General features: G+C 61.0%; 18 protein-coding genes and 1 pseudogene. 12 read left to right on the forward strand and 7 right to left on the reverse strand.

From position 1 onward, the window contains the following. Positions 1-23: 23 nt before the first annotated feature. A complete protein-coding gene (locus CAF65_RS26195) occupies positions 24-644 on the reverse strand; it encodes a glutathione S-transferase family protein (protein ID WP_085718890.1) in 621 nt (206 codons plus the stop codon). A 356-nt stretch (positions 645-1000) separates the two neighbouring features. Between CAF65_RS26195 and CAF65_RS26200 the strand changes: the two genes are divergently transcribed. Continuing rightward, on the forward strand, positions 1001-2326 hold the full coding sequence (locus tag CAF65_RS26200) for an OprD family porin (protein WP_085718891.1): 1326 nt from the start codon (positions 1001-1003) through the stop codon (positions 2324-2326). Positions 2327-2641: 315 nt separating this feature from the next. Continuing rightward, a complete protein-coding gene (locus CAF65_RS26205) occupies positions 2642-3742 on the forward strand; it encodes a polyamine ABC transporter substrate-binding protein (protein ID WP_085718892.1) in 1101 nt (366 codons plus the stop codon). Positions 3743-3878: 136 nt separating this feature from the next. Here CAF65_RS26205 and CAF65_RS26210 read toward each other — a convergent pair whose 3' ends face one another. Then, positions 3879-4883: a DMT family transporter gene (locus tag CAF65_RS26210; protein ID WP_085718893.1), complete on the reverse strand. Its 1005-nt coding sequence runs from the start codon at positions 4881-4883 to the stop codon at positions 3879-3881. 15 nt (positions 4884-4898) lie between these two features. Here CAF65_RS26210 and CAF65_RS26215 point away from each other — a divergent pair, with 15 nt between their 5' ends. Both CAF65_RS26215 and CAF65_RS26220 read left to right on the forward strand, forming a co-directional pair. Then, on the forward strand, positions 4899-5462 hold the full coding sequence (locus CAF65_RS26215) for a helix-turn-helix domain-containing protein (protein WP_057399748.1): 564 nt from the start codon (positions 4899-4901) through the stop codon (positions 5460-5462). Between the two features lie 14 nt (positions 5463-5476). After that, entirely contained in the window at positions 5477-6883 is a 1407-nt protein-coding gene (locus CAF65_RS26220) for an FAD/NAD(P)-binding protein (RefSeq protein ID WP_085718894.1), read from the forward strand. Positions 6884-7577: 694 nt separating this feature from the next. On the opposite strand, the gene CAF65_RS26230 is transcribed toward CAF65_RS26220, so the two are convergent. Then, positions 7578-9827, reverse strand: coding sequence for an Ig-like domain-containing protein (locus CAF65_RS26230; protein WP_085718895.1), 2250 nt, complete (start codon positions 9825-9827; stop codon positions 7578-7580). A gap of 35 nt (positions 9828-9862) precedes the next feature. Further along, complete coding sequence (locus CAF65_RS26235; RefSeq protein WP_085718896.1) at positions 9863-11209, reverse strand: hypothetical protein; 1347 nt, start codon at positions 11207-11209, stop codon at positions 9863-9865. Between the two features lie 282 nt (positions 11210-11491). On the opposite strand from CAF65_RS26235, the gene CAF65_RS26240 reads away from it, so the two are divergent. The 4 genes from CAF65_RS26240 to CAF65_RS26255 all read left to right on the forward strand — a co-directional run bounded on the left by CAF65_RS26240 (position 11492) and on the right by CAF65_RS26255 (position 17271). Then, complete coding sequence (locus CAF65_RS26240; protein WP_085718897.1) at positions 11492-12937, forward strand: sensor histidine kinase; 1446 nt, start codon at positions 11492-11494, stop codon at positions 12935-12937. 187 nt (positions 12938-13124) lie between these two features. After that, positions 13125-14273, forward strand: coding sequence for an SCO family protein (locus CAF65_RS26245; RefSeq protein WP_085718898.1), 1149 nt, complete (start codon positions 13125-13127; stop codon positions 14271-14273). Positions 14274-14375: 102 nt separating this feature from the next. Beyond that, complete coding sequence (locus tag CAF65_RS26250; protein WP_085718899.1) at positions 14376-15869, forward strand: ATP-binding protein; 1494 nt, start codon at positions 14376-14378, stop codon at positions 15867-15869. Continuing rightward, positions 15838-17271, forward strand: coding sequence for a sigma-54 dependent transcriptional regulator (locus CAF65_RS26255; protein WP_085718900.1), 1434 nt, complete (start codon positions 15838-15840; stop codon positions 17269-17271). The genes CAF65_RS26250 and CAF65_RS26255 overlap by 32 nt, the downstream gene beginning before the upstream one ends. Before the next feature lie 28 nt (positions 17272-17299). On the opposite strand, the gene CAF65_RS26260 is transcribed toward CAF65_RS26255, so the two are convergent. Next, complete coding sequence (locus CAF65_RS26260) at positions 17300-17680, reverse strand: hypothetical protein (RefSeq protein WP_085718901.1); 381 nt, start codon at positions 17678-17680, stop codon at positions 17300-17302. A 171-nt stretch (positions 17681-17851) separates the two neighbouring features. On the opposite strand from CAF65_RS26260, the gene CAF65_RS26265 reads away from it, so the two are divergent. Next, positions 17852-18679: a bifunctional 2-polyprenyl-6-hydroxyphenol methylase/3-demethylubiquinol 3-O-methyltransferase UbiG gene (locus CAF65_RS26265; protein ID WP_085718902.1), complete on the forward strand. Its 828-nt coding sequence runs from the start codon at positions 17852-17854 to the stop codon at positions 18677-18679. Between the two features lie 18 nt (positions 18680-18697). Here CAF65_RS26265 and CAF65_RS26270 read toward each other — a convergent pair. After that, positions 18698-18838, reverse strand: a pseudogene (locus tag CAF65_RS26270) (NAD-dependent deacetylase); the annotation flags it as partial. 83 nt (positions 18839-18921) lie between these two features. Then, positions 18922-19968 (reverse strand): class I SAM-dependent methyltransferase, encoded by a 1047-nt coding sequence (locus CAF65_RS26275; RefSeq protein ID WP_085718903.1) that lies wholly within the window; start codon positions 19966-19968, stop codon positions 18922-18924. A gap of 408 nt (positions 19969-20376) precedes the next feature. Here CAF65_RS26275 and CAF65_RS26280 point away from each other — a divergent pair, with 408 nt between their 5' ends. From CAF65_RS26280 to CAF65_RS26290, 3 genes are all read left to right on the forward strand, one after another. Continuing rightward, positions 20377-21711 (forward strand): acetamidase/formamidase family protein, encoded by a 1335-nt coding sequence (locus CAF65_RS26280; RefSeq protein WP_085718904.1) that lies wholly within the window; start codon positions 20377-20379, stop codon positions 21709-21711. Positions 21712-21881: 170 nt separating this feature from the next. Further along, positions 21882-22724 carry a DUF692 domain-containing protein gene (locus tag CAF65_RS26285; protein WP_085718905.1) on the forward strand — a complete coding sequence of 281 codons (843 nt, stop codon included), beginning with the start codon at positions 21882-21884 and terminating at the stop codon, positions 22722-22724. Next, on the forward strand, positions 22717-23397 hold a 681-nt coding region (locus CAF65_RS26290), incomplete at its 3' end, for a DUF2063 domain-containing protein (RefSeq protein ID WP_085718908.1). The genes CAF65_RS26285 and CAF65_RS26290, both read left to right, overlap by 8 nt.

The raw sequence follows: 23397 nt of genomic DNA on the forward strand, positions 1-23397 counted from the left end.
CATTTTCTGTTTTCGGCGAACGCTCAGGAATGCTTGAACACATTCAGGCCGCGTTGCACCGCCGGCCTGGCTTCGACCATGTCGAACCAGCGCGATAGCTGAGGCAGTTGCTTCCAGTCCAGTCGATCACGGAACGCGGTGGCGATGGTGAACGCCGAAATGTCGGCCATGGAAAACTGCTCTCCGGCCATGAATTCGTCCGTCAAGAAACGTTCCGAACAGGTCAGTTGCTCGATCACCCGTAGATCGATGATCGCCGCCGCCTTGTCCTGCCCCGCCTGGTGCAGGAAAAACGCGGCATGGCTGGGGGCGATGACATCGGTCACGAAAAAGAAATAGCGATCGATCACCCGGATGCGCTCAGGCCCTGGCTGCGCCGGTGCCAGCCGTCCAGGCACCTTGGCATCGGCGTACTGGATGATGGCGTTGGACTGGTTGATGACCAGCATCGGTGTAGTCCCGTGATCGATCAGGGTCGGGACTTTTCCGGCCGGGTTAAGCGCCAGGAAGGCCGGGCCACGCTGCTCTTGTGCATACAGGTCCAACTTGCGTGCCGTGTAGGCGATGCCCGATTCTTCCAGGGCAATCGCTGCCCGCAGACTGTTGCCTGTGTTGGCACCGAACAGCTCGATTTGATCGTTCATGAGTCATTGCTCTTGTCGGGACATGCAGGCAGCCGCCGAACACTGCCGATGAAGTCAGTATGGTGAAAATTCGCCGCATCGATATGCAAAAACAGTGACCGTCCATACCCCGGCGCGACAAGCCGTATCCCTCCACGAAAACTACTTTCGTCGCGTTTGATAATAGCTCCTCGAAATGTTTTAAGAGTTTCACAAACCAGCCAGTCAACCCTCTCCTCGAACGACCGATGACTCATGTCACTCATCGAGCGCGCCAGTTTTCGCGTCCGTGTTGAGCGCTGTTGCGTGGGCGGAAATCGGGTTCTGTCTGGCGGTGAGACCTTCAAATAACGATAAGAAACACCCAGGAGCACCGTATGTTCAAACGAGCCATTCCCACTGCAGTCCTGCTGGCCACCAGTTCGGTGTACGCACAGGCCGCCGATACCGCAGCCCATGGTTTTCTCGAAGACAGCAAGGCCAGCCTCTCGATGCGTACCCTGTACTTCAATAGCGACAATCGCGACGGCACGGCTGATCCTTCGAAAACCGAAGAAGCGGCCCAAGGGTTTGTGTTGCGCTATGAGTCCGGGTTTAGCCAGGGCGCGGTGGGATTCGGGCTCGATGCCCAGGCACTGCTCGGTATCACACTGGACAGCGGAGCGGGGCGCCACGTCGGTAGCGGCATGATTCCTTCTGAGGGCAACGGCGCGGCCGACGCTTGGAGCAGCTTCGGCCCTACGGCGAAGGTGCGCCTTGCCAGGACAGAGTTCCGCTACGGCACCTTGCTGCCAAAGTTGCCGATCCTTCTGGCGAATGATGCTCGCGTGTTGCCGCAGTCGTTTACCGGGGCGCAGGTCACCTCGAACGACATCGATGGCCTGACATTGACCAGCGGTGTGCTTGAGCACGCGGTAGGGCGCGCCTCGACGGACCGTACGGGCTTGTCGGTCGCCGGCAGCACGCGCGAGAGCAACAAGTTCTACTACGCCGGTGGTGACTACAACCTCACCAGGAATTTGAAAACCCAGTATTACTTCGCGCAGCTGGAGGACTTCTACAACCAGAACTTCCTCGGCCTGACGCACATCCTGCCAATCGACAGCGCCAGCTCGCTGACCACCGACCTGCGCTACTTCCGCACTACGTCGAGCGGTGCCAACAGCTCGGCCGCCGGCCGCGCGCAAGGCTATCGGGTATCGGGCTACACCGACGACAACGACGGTGAAATCGACAACAGCACCTGGTCGGCGATGGTCACCTACACCCATGGCGGCCACGCGGTGTCCGTGGGACATCAGCGTGTGGGCGATGGCAGCAACTTCGTCCAGCCCAACCAGGGCAGCCTGGTCGACAAAGGGGCGGGCGGCGGTAGTGTCTACCTGCCCACCGACAAGATGATCCAGAACTTTGCCCGGGCCGGCGAGCAGACGAACTTCGGGCAGTACACCTACGACTTCGCGCCCTTGGGCGTGCCGGGCCTGAAAGCTTCGATCGTGTATCTGAAGGGCACGGACATCAAGGCGCAAAACGCCAGCGATCAGTCCGAGTGGGAGCGCGACATGACCCTGGACTACGTGTTGCAATCGGGCACGTTCAAAGGGGTGGGTTTCACACTGCGTAACGCCAGGTCGAACACTGACGCGGGCCGCAACGTGGAGCAGAACCGGTTCATCATCAATTACACGTTGTCGCTGTTGTAATCACATCACAACCCCAGTGGGGGCGAGCCTGCTCGCCAAGGCGGTGTGCCAGGCGGCACACCGAAGGCTGGGAGCCACCGCGATGCCGATCAATACGGACACGTATTTTGGCCGTTTCGATCTCCTTTTGGCCTGCCTCACGCTGTGAACCGGCCACGCCGTCGGCAAGAATCAGACGCGGGTTGCCGGTTCGGCAACTCCAGGTCAAATCACAACCAGACGCTTCACTTCCTTGCCCTTGGCAATTTTCAAGGCTGCTGCCGTGTACAGAACATAAAAACCATCGAACTCACGCCACACTTGGGGAAATGATCCATGGACTCAATGAAACGCATACTGGGCGCCACCGTTTGCGGGCTGTCGCTGCTGGCCAGCGCGGTGCACGCCGAACAGCACGAATTGCGGGTGTACAACTGGGCGGACTACATCCTGCCGTCCGTGCCCAAGGACTTTGCCAAGGACACCGGGATCAAGGTGACCTGGGATACCTTCGACACCAACGAGTCCCTGGAAGCCAAGCTGCTCACGGGCAACTCGGGCTACGACCTGGTAGTGCCATCGAACCAGTTCATCGAAACCCAGATCAAGGCGGGCGTGTTCCAGAAACTCGACAAGTCCAAACTACCAAACTGGTCGCACCAGGACCCTGCGTTACTCAAGCTGCTGGACAAGAACGACCCGGGCAACCAGTACGGCGTGCCCTACATGTACGGTACCGTGCTGATCGGCTTCAACCCGGCCAAGGTCAAGGCGGCGCTGGGCGAGAATGCGCCGGTGGACAGCTGGGACCTGGTGTTCAAGCCCGAGAACATGGAGAAGCTCAAGGCCTGTGGCGTAGCGATGCTCGATTCGCCGTCGGAGATCCTGCCGCTGGCCTTGCATTACCTGGGGCTGGACCCGAACAGCCAGAATCCGGATGACTACGAAAAAGCCAAGGCGCTGATGCTAAAGGTTCGCCCTTACGTCACTTACTTCAACTCCGCCAAATACATGACCGACATCGCCAACGGCGATATCTGCGTGGCCATCGGTTACTCCGGCAGCTTCTATCAATTCGGCAATCGCGCCAAAGAGGCGGGCAACGGCGTGGTCGTCGACTGGCGCCTGCCCAAAGAAGGCGCGCCGATCTGGTTCGACACCTTCGCCATTCCGAAAAGCGCGAAGAACGTGGCCGAAGCCCACGAGTTCCTCAACAACCTGCTGGACCCGAAAGTCATCGCGCCGATCAGCGACTTCCTCGGTTACCCGAATGCCAACAAGGACTCGCTGGCGCTGATCGACAAGGACATCACCGGCAACCCGAACCTGACGCCGACCAGCGACGCATTGAAGACGCTGTACGTCGTGCAGCCACTGCCGCAAAAGCTTGAGCGGGTGCGTACCCGGGTCTGGACCAGCATCAAGTCCGATCAGTAACACCGGGATCCTTGTGGGAGCGGGTTGCTCCCACATTTGAACAATGCCGATCACAAATCCCGCGCATGACAAAAAAACACTGTAGGAGCGAGCTTGCTCGCGAAAGCTATTCAACAAACAAAGCAGAGGCTGCGGCTTAACCCTGCGTTTCCTGTTCCAGCTCTTCCTCGACCACAGCAGCCTTACCCTTGGTCTTCAACTCGCTGACAATCACCGCCGCCACAATCAATCCGGCGCCGACCAGGGCAATCGCCGGCAAGCGTTCCCCGGCGATGCGCCCGACAATCCCGGCCCATACCGGTTCGCCGGCATAGATCAGGGTGGCGCGGGTCGGCGATACGCTTTTCTGTGCCCAGTTCATCGCCACCTGAATCGCCGCACTCGCCGCCCCAAGGCCCAGCGCGCTGCACAGCAGCAACCAGGAGAAGTCCGGAATCGCCTCGTTGGTCGGCACCACCATCAGGAACGACAGCACCGAAGTGACCGCCAGTTGCACCGCCGTCACCCGGCGCACATCGACCTGGCCGGCATAGGTGCTGATCAGGATGATCTCGGCCGCAATGGCCACGGCGCTGATCAAGGTGGCGATTTCACCGGGGCTGAAGTTGAACGACGCACCGGCCGGCCCGGACAACAGCATCAATCCGGTAAAGGCCAGCATGATGCCGATGCTGGGCATCAACCCCGGACGCCGTCCCAGCACCAGCCATTGCAGCAGCGGCACGAACGGGACATACAGCGCGGTAATGAACGCCGATTGGCTGCTGGGAATGCTCTGCAACCCGACCGTCTGCAAGCCGTAACCGAGCATGATCGCCACGCCGATGAACGACCCGGCCTTGAGTTCGAACAGGGTCAGGTCGCGCAGGTGGCGCCAGGAAAACAGGGCGACGATGCTCGCGGCGGCAGCAAAGCGCAGGCCGACGAAAAACATCGGGCCGCTGACGGTCATCGCATGCTGCACCAGCAGGAAGGTACCGCCCCAGACCATCGTGATCAGCACCAGCACGCATTCAGCCTTGCTGAACCTTGTAAAACGGGAGGAAGCCTTTGGGGAGTTCACCGACGTCATGACCTTGCACGCTACTGGAGGGGGACGCACAATGCGCCGAATGTTGCGCAGTATACTGCCCAACCCCATTCAGTGAGCAATATAGTGCACAAAGATTCTACCCAACGGGCATCGGTCCTCCAGCACGTCAGTCAAAACGTCCGTCGCTTGCGTCATGCCGCCGACCTGAGCCAGACCGCGCTGGCCGAAAAGTCCGGTGTCAGCCGTCGAATGCTGGTGGCGATCGAGGCGGGGGAAAAGAACGTCAGCCTGACCACCCTCGATCGGGTGGCCGAAGCCCTCGACGTTGCCTTCAGTGATTTGATCCAGGCCCCCGACGCCCGCGATCCGAGCCGTATCAATGAGCTGGCCTGGACCGGCACGATCCCCGGCAGTAAAGCGGTGCTGCTCTCCAAGGCCCAGGCCAGCCGCGAAGTCGAGCAGTGGGAGTGGTGCCTGCAACCGGGCGAGGTGTATCCGTCGGAGCCGGATGCCGATGGCTGGAGCGAGCAGATTTATGTCTTTGAAGGTTGCCTGACCGTTATGCTCGGCGACCAGCCACAGCATATCGCGGCGGGTGAATTCTTCATGTTCGCCAGCAACCAGCCGCACTGTTATCGCAACGACGGGGCAGTGGCGGCGCGGTTTGTGCGAAATGTGGTGATCTGAACAGGGAGAGCACGATGGACCAGACCTTGACCAATGACGCCGACATCCTGATTGTCGGCGGCGGCCTCAGTGGCGCGATGCTGGCGGCGCAGTTGATGCGTTTGCCGGGCCAGCGCCGGGTGCTGGTGATCGAGCCCCGGGCCGAATTGGGGCGGGGCGAAGCCTACAGCGCGGTGGAACCGGGCCATACGCTCAACGGCAATGCGGCGCGGATGAGTGTCGACCCGGACAACGCCGACGACCTGACCCAATGGTTGACCGAGTACATCGAGGCGGGCGGCTGGCCGGAATCGGATCAACAGCACGTGCCAATCAGCGAGTTGTTTCCACCAAGGGGCGTTTTCGGCCTGTATGCCCGGCAGCGCCTGGCAGAAGCGCAGGCGGTGGGCGCCATGAACGGTTCGACGGTCGGGCATGTGCAGGCCGAGGTGGTCGATCTGCAAACCGATGCCGACGCCGTACGGTTGACCTTGAGCGATGGCCGATGCGTGCAGGGCGCTTTTGCAGTACTGGCCACCGGGATGTTTCCCGCCGCGCGCACGCCACAAACCCAGTCCAGCGGTTTGAACGCAGCGGCCCTCGATCCGTGGGATGTGGCGGCCATGCGGCAACTCGATCCGCAATCGACGGTCATGATCATTGGCTCGGGGCTGACCATGGTCGACGCCGTGGTCTCCCTGGAACAGGCCGGGCACCGTGGGCCGATCGAAGTGTTTTCCCGTCATGGACTGTTGCCCCATGTACGGCGCCAGCCACCGGCCTGGGTGGATTTTCTCGCTGAGGACCCGAGTATCCGCACACCCCGCCAGTTGATGCGCGAACTGCGTCGACACTGCCGGGACGCCATCGCCCAGGGCATCGATTGGCAAGCGCCACTGGACACGGTGCGGGCACACATTGGCCGCTTGTGGCATCAGGCGACGGATGAGCAACGTCGGCAGTTCGTGCGGCATGTGCGGCCGTGGTGGGAAAGCCATCATCACCGCTCGCCACCCTTGAGCGCCGAATTGGTGGAGCGCTTATATAAAGAAGGGCGGTTACGTGTTCACGCAGCCTCATACAAAGGCCTTGAGCCTGCGATGAATGGCGGGGTGAGTATCCGCCTTCGGCGGCGCGGCGAGGCGCAGACCTGTGTGGTCAGCGGTGCCGCCCTGATCAACTCCAGCGGTATCGAATACGACTGGCGCCGGGTCGCGCGGCCGCTGCCCCGGCAACTGCTCGCCCGAGGTCTGGTGCGGCCGGGGCCGTTGGCCCTGGGCATCGAGGCAGAGGTTGATGGTGCGGTCCTGAACGCCGAGGGGCAGCCCGCCCGCCGTCTGTTTGCCATGGGCCCGCCGTTGCGTGGCATGTGGTGGGAAAGTACCGCTGTCACCGATGTGGCGAGCCAGGCCAAGGCGTTGGCCGAGCGGTTGGTACGCTAATCAGGTTGTGGGGCTGAGTGCATATCCATTATTTGGGTAACGGCGGCTGGCGGTTTCGCCCTTACGGCGAGTCACTTTTAACAAGCGCCTTAAAAGTAACCAAAAGCGCTCGCCCCTTACGTCCGGCCCCTCGCCAGGGCTCGGGGTTCCTTCGCTTCGGTATTCATCCGGGGGCATTGCCCTCCGGTCGGCTGCGCTCGACCTACATGCAATGAGTTCGACTGCGTCGAACGGCGCTGCGCGCCCATCCCCGGATGAACACCTCCGCTCAGCCTGCCGAGGGGGCGGGTGGATCAAGAGCGGCAGGCGAGCTAACGCTCGGCCTGTTGAGTGGTGAGGAACGGGGGGGTATGCCGACCTGTTTTGCTCTGCTCTTCTCTCTTCTGTAGGAGCAAGCTCGCTCCTACAGGTGAATGCGGTCACGTTGGATTAGGCCGGCCAGTAGGCCGCCTCGCTTTTGCTTTGGCTTTTGATCTTCTTGCCCCCTCGAGAGGCACCGAACGTCAGGGGCAAGAGCCCTTGGTTACTTGGGGCTCTTCCAAGTAACCCGCCGTAAGGGCGGAACCATAAGCCGCCATTACCAAAGAACCGGATATGTACACCTTCAAAACATAAGCTGCCCCCACCCGAGGTCGCGGTTTTCCATAGGGTTGAAGCCAGCCCCATCAGCCAATGTGGCTAATGGGGCGCAGGCTCAGTTGGCGATCACCGGCACTGTGCGCACGGAGCCTTGGGAGGAGGTGATCGTGGCGGTCGGGTTCGTTGATGGAACGACCGTGGTGGTGTTGTTCACCGTCAACTTCCAGCGACCATTCGCCGGTACGGCGGTGGTGCCCAGGGTGACCTGTCCGGTCGGAGTGGTGACCTTGATGGTGATGGTGTTGCCGGTGGTCACCGATGAGGTACCGGCAAAGCTCCAGGTGAAGCGGTTGTTGGAGCGGGCGCTCACCGTTGCGGTGGTCACTGCGAAGGTTTCCGCAACAGGCCGTGGCGAGACCTGCACCGTGACCGTGGCCGGCGACGTCGACTGGGCGCCGAAGCTGTCCTGGGCGATGTAGGTGAAGGTCGTGGTGAAGGCCGTGGTGAAGGTGGCCGGTGGGGTGTAGGTCAGCGCCGTGCCGCTACGGCTGACGATGCCGCGACCTGTCGGTGGTTGAGTGAAGCTGGCGACCGCCAGCGGCAGGTTGCCTTCCGGATCGGTGTCGTTGGCCAGCACGTTGATTGGAATCGCCACACCCAGTGTCGTGACGGCATCGGCGACTGCCACCGGAGGCCGGTTAGGCGCGACGGTAATGGTCACGGTTGCCGCTGTCGTCGAGGCCAGGCCTTTGATGTCCTGGGCCTTGTAGGTGAAGGTCGTGGTCAGTGGCACGTTGACGACAGCGGGAGGGGTGTAGACCACAGCCGCAGTGCCGCTCAACCTCACGATGCCCTGGCCGGTGGCCGGTTGGGTCAGCGCGGTGATGCTCAGCGGCGTATTGCCGTCCGGGTCCCTGTCGTTGGCCAGCAGGTTGAGGGTGATCGGCACGCCGAAACTGGTGCTGCCGGTATCGGCGACGGAGATCGGTGCCTGGTTCGCGCCGGTGTCCGGTGCGGTGCCGACGACTACGACCGGCTCTGTGTCGCTGCCGCCGGCGGCGGATTTCACCGTTACGGTGGCAGGGGGCTGGCTCAGGTCAGCCACCGTCAGGCGTTGCAGGGTGCCGGTTTTCGATAGCCTTCCGTAACCCTGGGCGACCATGTCCGGTACCACCACTTCGTCTGTGGAAGTGGCCTCGATCAGCAGGCTGTGGTTGCTCCAGTTGTAAAGAGCGGTCTGGATTTTCACCACGTCCGAAAGCTTGCCCGACACCGAGGTCGGGCGGGTGGTCCCGGCGGGGTTGGTGGCGGTGACCACCACGACCGGAGGCACGGTTGCGTTGGTCAGCAGATGCTGGGCGAAGAACACGCCGTTGTTATCGCTCAGCATGTCGGTCTGGCAAGGCGATACAGGCGGGCCGGGCACCAGGGCGATGCTTTCGCGAAAGCACAGGGTCGAACCGTTGGCGGCTTTGGCAAACACTTCGACCCGGGTGTTGTTGCCGCCCGTACCTGCTATGCGGCGGTAGGTGGCACGGGTCATGTCCACCGCGGTTTGCGCACGGTTGTCGAGGACCTTGCCGGACAGGGTGAAGAGGTTGGTCTGGAGGGTCCCGGCCGGACCCTGGATGCGCACGAAGTTGGTGTTGTTGGGGCTGCCGGTCACGGCTTCGGTGAGGTTCGGGTCGCCGACGAAGGTCTCGATGGCGCCAGTGTCCGGGTTCACCTCGGTATAGGGGCCGTTGACGCTGCGCAGGAACGGCCCGATCGCGCCGTTGACTGCACCGCTGAAAACCCCCGGTGCACCGATGCCGACGTCCCTGGTGATGTTGATTGCACGACGGCCGGGGGTGGTGACATTGATCGTTTCCACACCGTAAGGGTGAGTAATGGTGTAGGTCCCGGCAGTGGGAATGTTCACCCGCATGCGAATCCGCGCGAAGCTGATCTGGTCGCCGTCGACCGGATTACCGCCGGCAAACGCTGCTTCTATCCCGGCCACATAGGCGTCCATGCCATAGCCGGCGGCGTTGTTGGGGATGCTGGTCTCGGCGAGGAACCAGAAGGCTTCGTCCGGCCAGTTATCCGGGAACACCATCGGCAGGGTGTCGTCGAAAACGCCTGGTGTCGGCAGCAGGGTGCACATGTAGGCCGGTGGCACACTGGCTGGTACCCGCGAGCTGGTGGCGCGGGACTGGCACAGCTCCATCGACAGTAGATTCTTGTCCTGATACCAGATCGGGAATTTCCCGGTGGCAAAGGTGTAAGGGCCGGGATCGACGGCGGCAAGTTGCGCGAAAGCACTGCCGGACAGCGATAGAGTCAGTCCCAAAGCGTTGAGCGCCAGGCGTGGCCATTTGTTCATGATGCCTCCTGATGAGGATCCGGGCATGTGAGCGTTCATTGCACGATGACCACTTCTTCGGTATCGCTGCCACCATTGGATGACGTCACGCGAACCTGGGCTGGCGGAATCGGCGTGATGCCGGTGGCCAGACTTTTCACTGCGCCGTCGCCACTCAGGGCACCGATGGCGAGACCGGTGCCAGTGGTAGCGGTGAGCACCGGTGGCGACGTTTCATCGCTGGTCGAGGCCGTGATGGTGATTTGCCCGGTGCTCAGGCTGTATTCGGCGCGTGAGATCGTCACCAGGTCGGTCAGCGGCATGGGCAAGGTGGTTGGCGTGCTGCTGGCGATGGCCAGATGGTTGTCGGCGGTCACTTGCAAGGTGCTCGGCAGCGTCGGATTGTTCGGTGACTGCGCATACCAGTGGCCGGTGGTGTCCGCTTCGGTGAAGTTCAGGACCGGGTTGTTGCTGGCCAGGCTCACGGTGGCCGGTGGTGGCGGGGCCAACACGAACACGTCCTGCTGGGCCACCGGTGCACTGGCGCCGGCATGCCGCGAGTAGGTGCTGCGCTCGGCGATCACCGGGGTTGGCCGGACCACCGACGACAACTTGCCGGAAACGGCGAAGAGGGTGGTGCGCAAGTCCAGACCATTGGGGCCTTCGATGCGCACGTAGTTGGTGTTGAACGGGCTGCCGGTGACGGCTTCGTTGAGGTTCGGATCACCGACGAACTGTTCGGCCTGGCCCGTGGTCGGATTGGTCTCGGTATAGGGGCCATTGACGCTGCGCAGAAACGGCCCGACGTCGCCCTTGAGCGCGCCGTCATAGGTTTTTGGTGCACCGATGCCGATGTCCCGGGTCATGTTGATTGCTCGTCGGCCGGGGGTGTCGACGTTGAACACTTCGACGCCGTAGGGGTGGGTGATGACATAAGTGCCGGCGGTGGGCACGTCGATGCGAATACGGATACGGGCGAAGCTGATCTGGTCGCCCTCCAGTGGATCGCCGCCACTGAAAGCTGCTTCGAGCGCCGACACATAAGTCAGGTCGATGCCTCGGGCGGCATCGACGATAGTCGTTTCGCCTGTGGCCCAGAACGCTTCGTCGGGGAAATTGGTCGGGAAGACCAACGGTTGGGTGTCATCGAAAATGCCGGGATTAGGGATCAGCGAGCACATGTAAGTCGGGGCGCCCGGCGCGCTGGCAACCCTGGAACTGACAGCCTTTGATAAACACAGGTCAAGAGTTCGGCCGTGGCTATCCTGATACCAGGCGGCGAAATTGCCATTGGCTGGCAGGTAGGGTCCGGGGTCTACGGCAAACAGCGCTGCCTGGGCGATGCCTTGGGCTAGAGCGGTCATGATCAGGGCTGTTGCTGTTTTGCACAGTAAAGGGTGCATGAGTATTCCCTCTATCGAAGTACCTGCCCCCTTGGGGATGGGTCAGTTGGCTGGGAGGTTGGCAACTTCCATACCAATCAGCGAAAACGCCCGTGAGAGGCTCGAATTACAGGCGTTGGCGCAGTCGCGGGTGACAGACTGGCAAGTTGGATAGCGGGCGGTTTTCCCCAACATTGGGGGTGGATTGGGCGGCGGGCGGATAGGGAATCGCAGTACCCAGGTTCGGGCAATCCGCTATGGGTGGGCTATAAACCTATAGGGGGTAAACCGGGAACCGTGTCCATGACCACTATCGCCAAAGTGCTTGCGACCGAAAGCGAAGTCCGCTTGAACACGCGCAAGCAGCCGTTCGATCTGCTGCGCTGGTTTTCGCTGGTCAGCATGGCGGTGATCGGGACGGTGGCGGTGGCGCTGGGGGCCGTATCCACGCGGTTTGTGATTACCGAAAGCGTGCAGCGCGATGCGCTATTGACCTCACAATTCATTCAGGCGATTGCCTTGGCCGAGGTGCGCCATCTATCGATACCCAACGTCCGGACCATGGGCGAGTTGCTCGACCCACGAAAAGACAAGGACTTTCCAGATGTCGACCCGCTGGCCCGTGCCAGTGCCCGTGGGGATTTCCTCGACCATATCGAAAATTTGCCGGACGTGATCCTGGTCAACATCTATGCCCCTGATCACATGGTGATCTGGTCGACCAACCCGGCCTTGATGGGCACCACGATCCATGGCGATGAGGACCTCGACCGGGCGTTCAGCTCGAAGCTACCTGTGTCGACCAGCTACCACGATGTGGACAAATCCCGCATGGAGCAGAAGTTCCTGGCGCCACCCAAATACCTCTTCATCGAAAACTACATTCCCCTGTTCGATGCAGATGGTCGCACCGTCACGGCGATGGTCGAGGTTTACAAGGAACCGCAGGACCTGATCAGCCGCATGGAGCGCGGCCTGGTGCTGATCTGGCTGGCGACCGCCCTGGGCGGCGGTCTGATTTACCTGGGGCTGTACTGGATCGTGCGGCGGGCGGCGATCCTGCTGACGACGCAGCAGAAGCAATTGATCACCAACGAAACCTTTGTGGCCCTGGGGGAGATGTCCTCGGCGGTCGCCCACAGCCTGCGCAACCCATTGGCGACCATCCGTTCAAGCGCCGAACTGGCGATAGAGTTCGACAATGGTCCGGCACACGGGAACATCAACGACATCATTTGTCAGGTCGATCGCATGTCGACATGGGTACGGGATTTGCTCCAGTCCCTGCGACCGCTCAATGACGAGGCTGAGCCCGTGAACCTGGTGGCGGCACTGCATGACAGCCTGATGGCTTTCGAGCAACAGATCAGCAAGGCCAAGGTCAACGTGTTGTTCGAGCCGGACCAGACGCCCATGGTCCTGAGCCAGCAGGTGCAATTGACCCAGATCCTCAACAGCCTGTTGTCCAACGCGGTGGAAGCCATGGACAACGGCGGTACGCTGACTATCCAGATCGAGCCGCCCGATGCCCAGCGCGTCAGCGTGAGGGTGAGCGATACCGGCAAAGGCATGAGCGAAGAACAGCGCACCATGGCCTTCCGGCCGTTCTTCACCACCAAGCAGGGCGGGCTGGGCGTCGGGCTGGTGCTGGTCAAGCGGATCATGGAGCGTTTTGGCGGTGTAGTGACCCTCGACAGTCGCGAAGGCGAGGGCACCACTGTCCGCCTGTCATTTAGATTGGCCCCTTGAAAATGGGGGATTAACCATCCCCGTTAGCGGGTGTCAGTCCCCGGTCAATTCCACGGTCAATGGCCTGCCGATATTGATAAGCTATTGTTTTATCGAGTGTTAATGCCTTCGTATAAAACAGTCACAAAGTTGGCGAGGTCCTTGCATCTTCACTATCACCTCCTACACGATGACGAGGCGGCTGGTGATGGCAAAAAAAGCGCGCTACGACTTCAAGCGCTTGGGAGCGTTTACGCCTTTGACGCTGCATTCACTACGCTCACGGGCCTTGGGCATGCACCTGGTGCTGATGTTGGTCACCGGTTTGCTGGCCAGCCAGCTGCTGGTCGCCAGCCAGTCAACGTCGGCGCCCGAACCTGCTCCGGCATCCACTCCCGTACCTGCGGTCGTTGAAGCCGACACCCCGTGGGGTGGCAACTATTTCCCCAACACCCTGCTGACCGACCAGGACGGCCAGCAGCTGCGTTTTTTCGATGACATGATCAAAGGCAAGGTGGTGGTGATCAACTTCATCTTCACCTCGTGCAGCGACTCCTGCCCCCTGGAAACCGCGCGCCTGCGCCAGGTGCAGAAACTGCTGGGGGATCGGGTCGGCAAGGACATCTTCTTCTACTCCATCAGCATCGACCCCCTGAGTGATACCCCCGAAGTGCTCAAGGCTTATGCGCAACGCTTCCAGGTCGGGCCGGGCTGGAAATTCCTCACCGGGGAGTTCGCCGACGTCACCGAGCTGCGCAAGAAACTGGGGTTGTTCATCGAAGGCATCGATAACGGGCGCAACAAGGACCACAACCTGAGCCTGATCGTCGGCAACCAGGAAACGGGCCGCTGGATGAAATCCTCGCCGTTCGAAAACCCGTGGATCCTGGCCGACCAACTGGCCAATACCCTGCAGAACTGGAAGCAGCCCAGCGTCGAAGAAAGCTACGCCAATGCTCCGCAAATCCGCCCGCCGAGCAATGGCGAAGAGCTGTTCCGTACCCGCTGCGCGTCTTGCCACAGCCTCGGTCCGCTGGACGGACAAGGTATCGGCTTGCGCAGCATCGGCCCGGACCTGATCGGCGTGACCCACAAGCGCGATCCGGCCTGGCTCAGCCGCTGGATCCGCGAACCGGATCGCATGCTCGCGGAAAAGGACCCGATCGCGATGGAACTGTTCGATCGCTACAACAGGATCCCGATGCCCAACCTGCGGCTGGATGAGCGTTCCGCCCGGTCCATCATCGATTTCCTGCATGAAGAGACTGACCGTCAGCATCCGCCGGCGGTCAGTGGTAACGAGGAGCCTGAGCATCATCATTCGGTCGCGCAACCCGAGATGACCCAGGCGCAATAGTGTCAAAAAAATTACGTTGGCCAGTCAGTTGCTATCAATGCCACCTACACTGATCCAGAAAGCGGCTGAACAGGCTCGGTTTCAAGTATCCAGGACACAGCCATGCAGATACTGGAACAACAAAAAGTAGCTGCGCTGCAGGCTCCGGCAGCACCGCGCAAGGGTTGGCGGCCGCAGTTCAACTTGCTGCGCTGGTTCTCCCTGGCAAGCTTTTTCATCATTGCCGCAGTGGCGTTGGGGCTGGGTTACATCTCCACGCGCTTTGTGGTCGATGAAAGCATCGAGCGCGATTCAATGCTGACCGCGCAGTTCATTCAAGCCATTGGCGAGGCGGAAATCCGGCATGCCGGGATTTCACCGGGTAAAACCATGGGCGAAATGCTCGACCCGCGCCTGGACCATGCCGATGCCGACATCAACCCCGAATCCCGGGCCGCCGCGCGCATTGAGTTTCTCGACCATGTGGAGCATCTGCCGGACATCCTGCTGGCGACGGTGTATGCCCTGGACCGCACCGTGGTCTGGTCGACCAACTCCGAGTTGATCGGCGCGCGCATCGAAGACGACAACGAACTGGACGAATCCTTCGAAATGAAATCGCCGGTGTCCACCCGCTACCACCAGATTGATGAGGAGCGTCCCGAACAGCGTCTGCTGCGCGAACCGGAATACCTGTTCGTCGAGAACTACATTCCGATGTTCAACGCCGACAGAAGCAAAGTGATTGCCATGGTGGAGATCTACAAGGAACCGGTGGACCTGGTGGAACGCATCCAGCGTGGCTTCAAGGCGATCTGGCTGGCCACCCTGATCGGCGGGGCGGCCATTTACCTGGGGCTGTTCTGGATCGTCCGGCGCGCGGCGATACTGCTGCAGAGCCAGCAAAAACAACTGATCGCCAATGAAACCTTTGTCGCCCTGGGGGAAATGTCCTCGGCGGTGGCCCACAGCCTGCGCAATCCGCTGGCGAACATCCGTTCCAGCGCCGAACTGGCTCAGGACATCGCCAGCCAGACCGCACAGAAAAACATTGGCGACATCATCAGTCAGGTCGACCGCATGTCACGCTGGGTCCGTGAGCTGCTGGTGTCGTTGCGGCCGATGAATGACGACTTTGAAACGGTCGACCTGGTGCTGGCCCTCGAGGACACCTTGAGTGCCTTTGAGTCCTTGATCAAACGTTCGAACGTCGAAGTGCGGTTTTCTCCTGCCAGCGTGCCACCGGTCGTCAGCCAACAGGTGCTGCTCACGCAAATACTCAATAGCCTGTTTGCTAATGCTCTGGAAGCCATGCCCAAAGGGGGCGTGCTGACGATCGAGATCGACTCCTCGGTGCCCGGCGACGTGAGCATGATCCTGACGGACACCGGCAAGGGGATGTCCAAACAACAACAACAAATGGTCTTCAAGCCGTTTTTCACCACCAAACAAGGCGGATTGGGCGTTGGCCTGGCTCTGGTCAAAAGAATAATGGAGCGGTTTGACGGCTCAGTCGAACTGACCAGCCGGGAGCAGGAAGGAACCCGCGTTTGTCTCAATTTCAAAGTGGCAACGGGAGGGGAGTATGGAGCACAGCATTCTGCTGGTCGAGGATGACGAAATCCTCGCCGAGAATATTCAGACTTACCTGGAGCGCAAGGACTTCGAGGTGACCGTCTGCCACTCGGCTGAAGATGCACTGGAGCAATTGGGTTCTTTCGCTCCTGACGTGGTCCTGACCGACAACTCGTTGCCGGGCATGAGCGGTCACGAACTGATCCAGAAGCTGCGCATCAGCGCGCCTGATCTGAAAGTGATCATGATGACCGGCTATGGCAACGTCGAAGACGCCGTGGTAGCGATGAAAGAGGGCGCTTTTCACTACGTCACCAAGCCGGTGGCCCTGCCGGAGCTCAAGCTGCTGCTGGACAAGGCCCTGGCCACCGACCGCATGGAGCGCACGCTGTCGTTTTACCAGGAGCGCGAGGCCCAGAAGTCGGGGGTGCAGGCACTGATTGGCGAGTCGGCACCGATGGCGTACCTCAAGAGCACCATCAGCCAGTTGCTCGACGCCGAACGGCGGATGGGCAACAGCGATCTGCCGCCAGTCCTTGTGGAGGGCGAGACCGGTACCGGCAAGGAGCTGGTGGCCCGGGCCTTGCACTTCGACGGCCCGCGCAGCAAAGGCCCGTTCATTGAATTCAACTGCGCTTCGATCCCGTCCAATCTGGTGGAGTCGGAGCTGTTCGGCCACGAGAAGGGCGCCTTCACCGACGCCAAGGACCGTCGCATGGGGCTGGTGGAAGCGGCCGATGGCGGCACGCTGTTCCTCGATGAAATCGGTGAAATGGACCTGCTGTTGCAAGCCAAGCTGCTGAAACTGCTGGAAGACCGGACCATCCGCCGGGTCGGTTCGGTGAAGGAGCGCAAGGTCGATCTGCGGGTGATCAGCGCCACCAACTGCAATCTCGAACAAATGGTCCAGCAAGGCAAATTCCGCCGCGACCTGTTTTTCCGTTTGCGCATCATTTCGATCAAGGTGCCGCGCCTGTATGCCCGTGGCGCCGATATCCTGCTGCTGGCCCGGCACTTCCTGGCACTGCATGGCAAACGCTACGGCAAGCCGAACCTGCATTTCAGTGACCAGGCCGAAGCGTTGCTGCTCAGCTACAGCTGGCCGGGCAACGTACGCGAATTGCGCAACATGCTGGAGCAAACCGTGTTGTTGGCGCAAAGCGACACCATTGCCGCCCATCAACTGAACGTTTGTTTGAGCCTGGTGGATGAGCCAGCGATGTTTCATCACGAGCCACAACACTTTAGCGAGCCGCGTCCGTCCTACAACAGCACTGAATCCATGAACCTGCCGGAAGTGGAACGGGACATGGTGCGCAAGATGCTCGACAAGACCGACTGGAACGTCACCAAATCGGCACGCCTGCTCGGTCTCAGTCGCGACATGTTGCGCTACCGGATCGAAAAGCTCGGCCTCGCCCGCCCGGACAAACGCCAGTGGTAGGGAAACTGATTGAGAACGCCCCTGGTGCTCACTGCAACACCGGGCCCTGTCTCAGGCAGGACAGCATGCAACCGGGATTCTCGACTTCCTGGTTCACGTAGACACCATGCTCCGGATCGTAGGAGCGGACAAACACCCGAACCGTGGCGTCGGCCACGGTCGGCAGGCGCGAATCGTAGAACACGTGATCGCTTGAAACCGGGATGAAATCCCCTGGTGCGGTCGGGATGTACGTGCCCGGCGGCACGCTGCTCAGGGACGGTGGCACGGGGTGAGCGAAGGGTTGGTCGGCGCCGTAATAATTGAATTCACTGCTGTAGTCAGTGGTGGCTGGCAAGTCGTCGGCACGGGCGACAGCGGTCGCGCTCAGGCAGACGGCGAGCAAAAGTGTCAGGTCGGCTTTTTTCATGGCAACACCTGCGAAATCGGTTTAACCGCATGTCCCCAAGGTCATTAACTATAGCTGTCACCATGGACAGTCGTCGGCGCTGCACGGATTACAAGTTCGCAACACCTGCCAGGATAGGGTTGATCTAGACTCCGACCGGTCAAATCGACGACCCGAACCCTGGAGCGTGCAATGGAAATGCCGACAAAAGAACAAGCCATCGCCAGTAACCGCGAGGCCTGGAATGACTCCGCCCGTCACCACAAGGACTCCTGCGAATGGCAAGCCTTGTTGAAGGCCGTGGCGCACGCGGATTTTTCCTGTCTGGATGAGACCCTGACCGCTTTGCTGACCCAGACCGGTGTCGAGGGCAAGGAGGTGGTGCAACTGGGCTGCAATAACGGCCGCGAAAGTCTGTCACTGTTCGCCCTGGGCGCGCGCAGCGTGGTGGGTGTCGACCAGTCTGAAGCATTTATCGAGCAGGCACGGGAACTGGCGTCCCGCTCGCCCCATGCGCCGCAATTCATCGAAGCGGACATTCACCGCTTGCCTGCGCAACTGCAGGAGCGCTTTGACCTGGCGCTGATCACCATCGGGGTCTTGAACTGGATGCCGGACATCGGCGAATTCTTCCGCCATGTTGCGCGCACGCTGAAGCCGGGTGGGGGGCTGGTGGTGTACGAAACCCACCCGTTCCTGGAAATGTTCGACCCCGAGGCAGCCGATCCTTTTCGCCTGGCCAGTTCATACTTCCGTCGCGAACCGTTCGTGCAACATGAACCGATCGTCTACGAAGGCAGGATCGAACAGCCATCGACGGCGTCCTACTGGTTCGTCCATACCCTGAGCGACCTCTTCAGCGCCGCCATTGCGGCAGGGCTGCAGATCCGCCACTTCAAGGAATACCTGCACTCCAATCGCGAAGAACTCTATGACCGCTATCAGCAGCAGGCAGCGCAGTTGCCGTTGTGTTTTACGTGGGTGCTGGTGAAAGGCCCAGTGATGTGTAGCTCAGACTGACGCCTTCGCGAGCAAGCCCGCTTGTGTCTTGTCCAGGTTGATCGCAATCAACGGCTTGCCCTGATCCACCACCGCCCGGCACAGGCGAAACGCCGAATAAGCCATCAACGACGAGCCGACCACCAACAGCCCGGCAGTCTGTTCGACGGCGGCCATCGCCCATGAGCTGTTGGAGGCGATCGAGCATGCTGGGAAACCTGTAGGAGCGAGCTTGCTCGCTCCTACAGAGGTGGCGGCGGTGTTTATTTGCGTGCTTCCAGAATCAGGTTGAACGGCGTTTCGGTGGCCCGGCGAAAGCGCGTGAAACCAGCCTCTGTAAACACCTTGCGCAACCGCGCTTCGCCGGCCTGGGCGCCGAGGCCGAGGCCGACTTCCTGGGACAGCGAGTTCGGCGTGCAAATAAACGTCGAGGCGGCGTAGAACAGGCGTCCGACCGGGTTGACGTTTTCGTCGAGCAAGTCGTTGGCATAGGGCTCGACCAGCAGCACCGTGCCGTCGTCTTTCAGCGATTCATAGGCATGTCTGGCCGCGCCCACCGGGTCGCCCATGTCGTGCAGGCAGTCGAAGTAGCAGACCAGGTCGTAGTCGCTGCCGGGGTAGCTTTTGGCCGTGCCCTGGAAGAACCGGGCTCGACCGGACACACCGCCTTCTTCGGCCCTTTGGGTGGCGACGGTAACGGAGGGCGCGTGGTAGTCGAAGCCGACGAAGCGCGAATCCGGAAACGCCTGGGCCATGATTACTGTCGAGGCGCCATGGCCGCAGCCGATGTCCGCCACTTTGGCCCCGGCTTCCAGTTTGGCCACCACGCCGTCGAGGGCCGGCAACCATTCGGCGACCAAATGGGCTTTGTAGCCTGGGCGGAAGAAGCGTTCGGTTCCGCTGAACATGCACGGATGGTGTTCTCCCCAAGGCAGGGCGCCGTTGCCGCGCATGGCGTTGACCAGCTTGTCCTTGTCGTGGAAAAACGACGCGACGACACCGATGCCCCCGGCGATATAGACCGGTGAGTCTTCGATGGCCAGGGCCAGGGCTTGCTCTTCAGGCAGGCGGAACTGGCCGTCGTGGTGTTCCATGTAGCCGGAGGCGGCATGGGCGCTGAGCCATTCGCGCAGCAGGCGGGTGTTGCAGCCGGTTTTCCCGGCAAGGGTTTCGGGGGTGATGGGCTGGCTGTCGGCCATTGCCCGGTACAGGCCGAGCTCTTCGCCGAGGATGACATTGGCGAGCATCGCCGCACCCCCCATGTCGTTCACCAGTTTGCCCATGAAATCGTTGAGTCTGGCCTCGTCCATTACGTGTGCTCCTTCAGCAGGATCACGGTCCAGGGGCATTGTCTGGCGGGGCGTTCGCCGCTGGGCGGTGGTCGTGGGGATGTGCAGGGCACCAAGCGGGTCCTGTGTGCATTCAGTTTAGTTCGGACCTTGTACTGCGCGGTCTGGCACGACGAAAGCGACGGTTTTCCTGCCGGCACATGACTCTGTGGGGGATGTATCTCACTGTATCTCACCTGCCTTTCGATACAGTCCCCCGCAACTTCAGGCCACCCCCGAACACAGACCCGATACAAACCTGCGATGAACTGTGAAGGCTGTTTTGGCGCCGTTATTGCGTGACTGCCAAGACGCTTTCCCTGGTCGTCGCAACCGACGGTCGTACGCTCCTGACTCTGTTCCGCGCCTGATGCGGTCAAGGGGATTTCCATGACAACGCTTGTGTCTCAATCCGATCCTGACGTCACACCCGTGGATCGCCTGCGGGTCGATCACTACACCAATGGCATCATCGGCCCAAGCCAGCCCATGCTCGGGCCATTGGCCGACGGCGGCACGCTGATTACCGGTACACCGCCAGGCTGTTGGGGGCCAATGATCACGCCAGCCTTCGAGGGCGGGCATGAAGTGACGCAACCGGTGGCGATCGCCGGGGCGCAAATCGGTGATGCGGTGGCCATCAAGATCAAAAGCATGCGCGTGACGTCACTGGCGACTTCGTCCGGGGTCATGAGTTTTGTCGAGGGGCGGTACAACGGCGATCCGTTCGTCTCGAAATTCTGCTCCACATGTGGCACCGATCATCCGGCCAGCCATGTCGAAGGTATCGGCGCCGAGGCCATTCGCTGCAACCACTGTGGTGCCGAGGTCAGCGCGTTTCGTTTCAGCCACGGTTATGTGATTGTGTTCGATGCGCAGAACCAGGTCAGCCTGACGGTCAATCAGGACATCGCCAATCGTCTGGCGGGTAACGCTTCAGAAATGTCGGCACTGCCGGAATTCGCGGCCCAGCATTCGATCCTGTCCCTGGCCCGTGCCGACATCCCAGGCGTTGCGGCTCACATGCGTCCGTTTCTCGGCAACATCGGCACCCTGCCATCCCGGGACTTGCCCGACTCCCACAACTGCGCCGACTTTGGCCAGTACCTGATCAATGCACCGCACCGTTTCGGCATGACCCGTGAAGAGCTGCACGCGGCGAAAACCGACGGCCACATGGACACCAACTCGATCCGCGAAGGCTGCGTGCTGATTTGCCCGGTGAAAGTTCCCGGTGCCGGGGTGTACATGGGTGACATGCATGCCCAGCAGGGCAACGGTGAGATCGCCGGGCACGCCACCGATTGCTCCGGGGAAACCGAAGTGGTGGTGGAAGTTGTGAAGAACCTGACCCTGGAAGGGCCGATCCTGTTGCAAAACCTGGATGACCTGCCGCCGATGGCGCGGCCAATGAACGCCGGACAAAGGGCAAAAGTCCGTGAGCTGGGCGAGCGTTGGGGCCAGCACGAGATCGAACAGAGCGGGCCGATCACCTTCATCGGCAGCGGCGAGAACCTCAATCTGGCGGTGGAAAATGGCCTGCAACGCGCCGCTTCCGTCACCGGCCTGCCTTATGACGAAGTCCTCAACCGCGCCACTATTACCGGCTCGATCGATATCAGTCGCCTGCCGGGCACCGTGCGTGTGACGTTCCTGTGTCCGATGGCTGTGCTCGATCGCATGGGCATCGGTCATCTGGTGCGTGAGAAATACGATCTGGCCTGACAGCCAATGGCGGGTCTGTATCGCAGTGTGTATGGACTTGCCGGTGATACAGACGCTGGCATTTTCCAGCACAAGTGAACACAGGCCCGATACACCCCTTCGATTAACTGTGTCTGACGGCGAGCATCCATTGGGTGCTCGCACCCCAGGCACCGTTTGAGATCGACATCATGCAGATATCCATTCCTCCTGTAGCCAAGGCCAGCGCAGGGCTTGGCCTGCGTCGCGGTTTACTCAAAGACCTCCAGGCCGCACCGACAGGCGATTTCGACTTTCTGGAAGTCGCCCCGGAAAACTGGATCGGGATCGGCGGCGCTCACGGCGCGGCATTGCGGGCCCTGGCTGAACGCTATCCGTTGTCCTGTCACGGCCTGTCCCTGTCCCTGGGCGGGCCGTCGCCGCTGGACGTCGGGTTCTTGCAGGAAGTCCGCGGTTTTCTCGATCACTACCACGTGCCGCTGTACAGCGAGCATTTGAGCTATTGCAGTGATGACGGTCACCTGTACGACCTGTTGCCGTTGCCTTTCACCGAAGAAGCGGTGCACCACGTCGCCGCGCGGATTCGTCAGGCCCAGGACATCCTGGGGCGGCGTCTGGCGGTGGAAAACGTTTCCTATTACGCCGCTCCCCGACAGGACATGGACGAGGTGACATTCACCAATGCCGTGCTGCGTGAGGCCGATTGCGACCTGCTGCTGGACGTCAACAATGTCTACGTCAATTCGATCAACCACGGTTTCGATCCTCAGGCGTTTCTCGCCGGCATCGATTCCGGTCGGGTGGTGGCCATGCACATTGCCGGGCATTTCGATGAGTCCGATACCTTGAAGATCGATACCCATGGTGCTTCGGTCAAACCGGCGGTGTGGTCGTTGCTGGCCCAGGCTTATGCCCGGTTCGGTGCGCAGCCGACCTTGCTGGAGCGCGATTTCAATTTTCCGGCATTCGCCGAACTGGTGGCGGAATTGCAGACCATTCGCCGCTTGCAACAGGAGGGCGTGAGCCGTGGATAAGTCAGGTCTCTTGTATCAACAAACCACCATGGGCCTGTATCTGCGCGACCCTGAACACAACGCGCCACCCACCGGCATGGATCCGGCGCGGGCACAGGTTTACCGCGATCTGGTGTTCGCCAACCTGTCTTCACTGCTCAGTGGCACCTTTCCGGTGTTGGTGAAGATTATCGGCAATGAACGCTGGGGTTCGCTGGTGCGGATTTTTTTGCGGGACTATCGGGCCCGTACACCGAAATTTGGTGAAATCGCTGAGGAGTTTGTCGAGTTTCTTGCGACCGGGCCTGAGGCATTGGGCGATGGGGGGTGGCCGCCGTTCATGGTGGAGCTGGCGCATTACGAGTGGGTGGAAATGGTCTTGCAACAGTCCGATGCGCAGCCCCTGGTTGTCGGTGATGCGGCGTTGTTGCTGGACCGGCCCTTGCAGGTGTCGCCGCTGGCCTGGCCGTTGGCGTATGCCTGGCCGGTGCAGTTGTTGGGGCTGGATTACCAGCCGGGTGCTTTACCCGATCAGCCGACGTTTTTGTTGGTGCGTCGGGCTGAGGACTGGAGTGTGAGGTTTTCCGGGTTGAGTCCGTTGGCGTGGCGGTTGTTGCAACGGATTGGCGAGTATCCCGGGCTGACTGGGCTTGCGCAGTTGCAGGGGTTGGCGGTGGAGGCGGGGCAGGTGGGG

It is taken from the genome of Pseudomonas sp. B28(2017), assembly GCF_002113025.1.
GTDB lineage: Bacteria > Pseudomonadota > Gammaproteobacteria > Pseudomonadales > Pseudomonadaceae > Aquipseudomonas.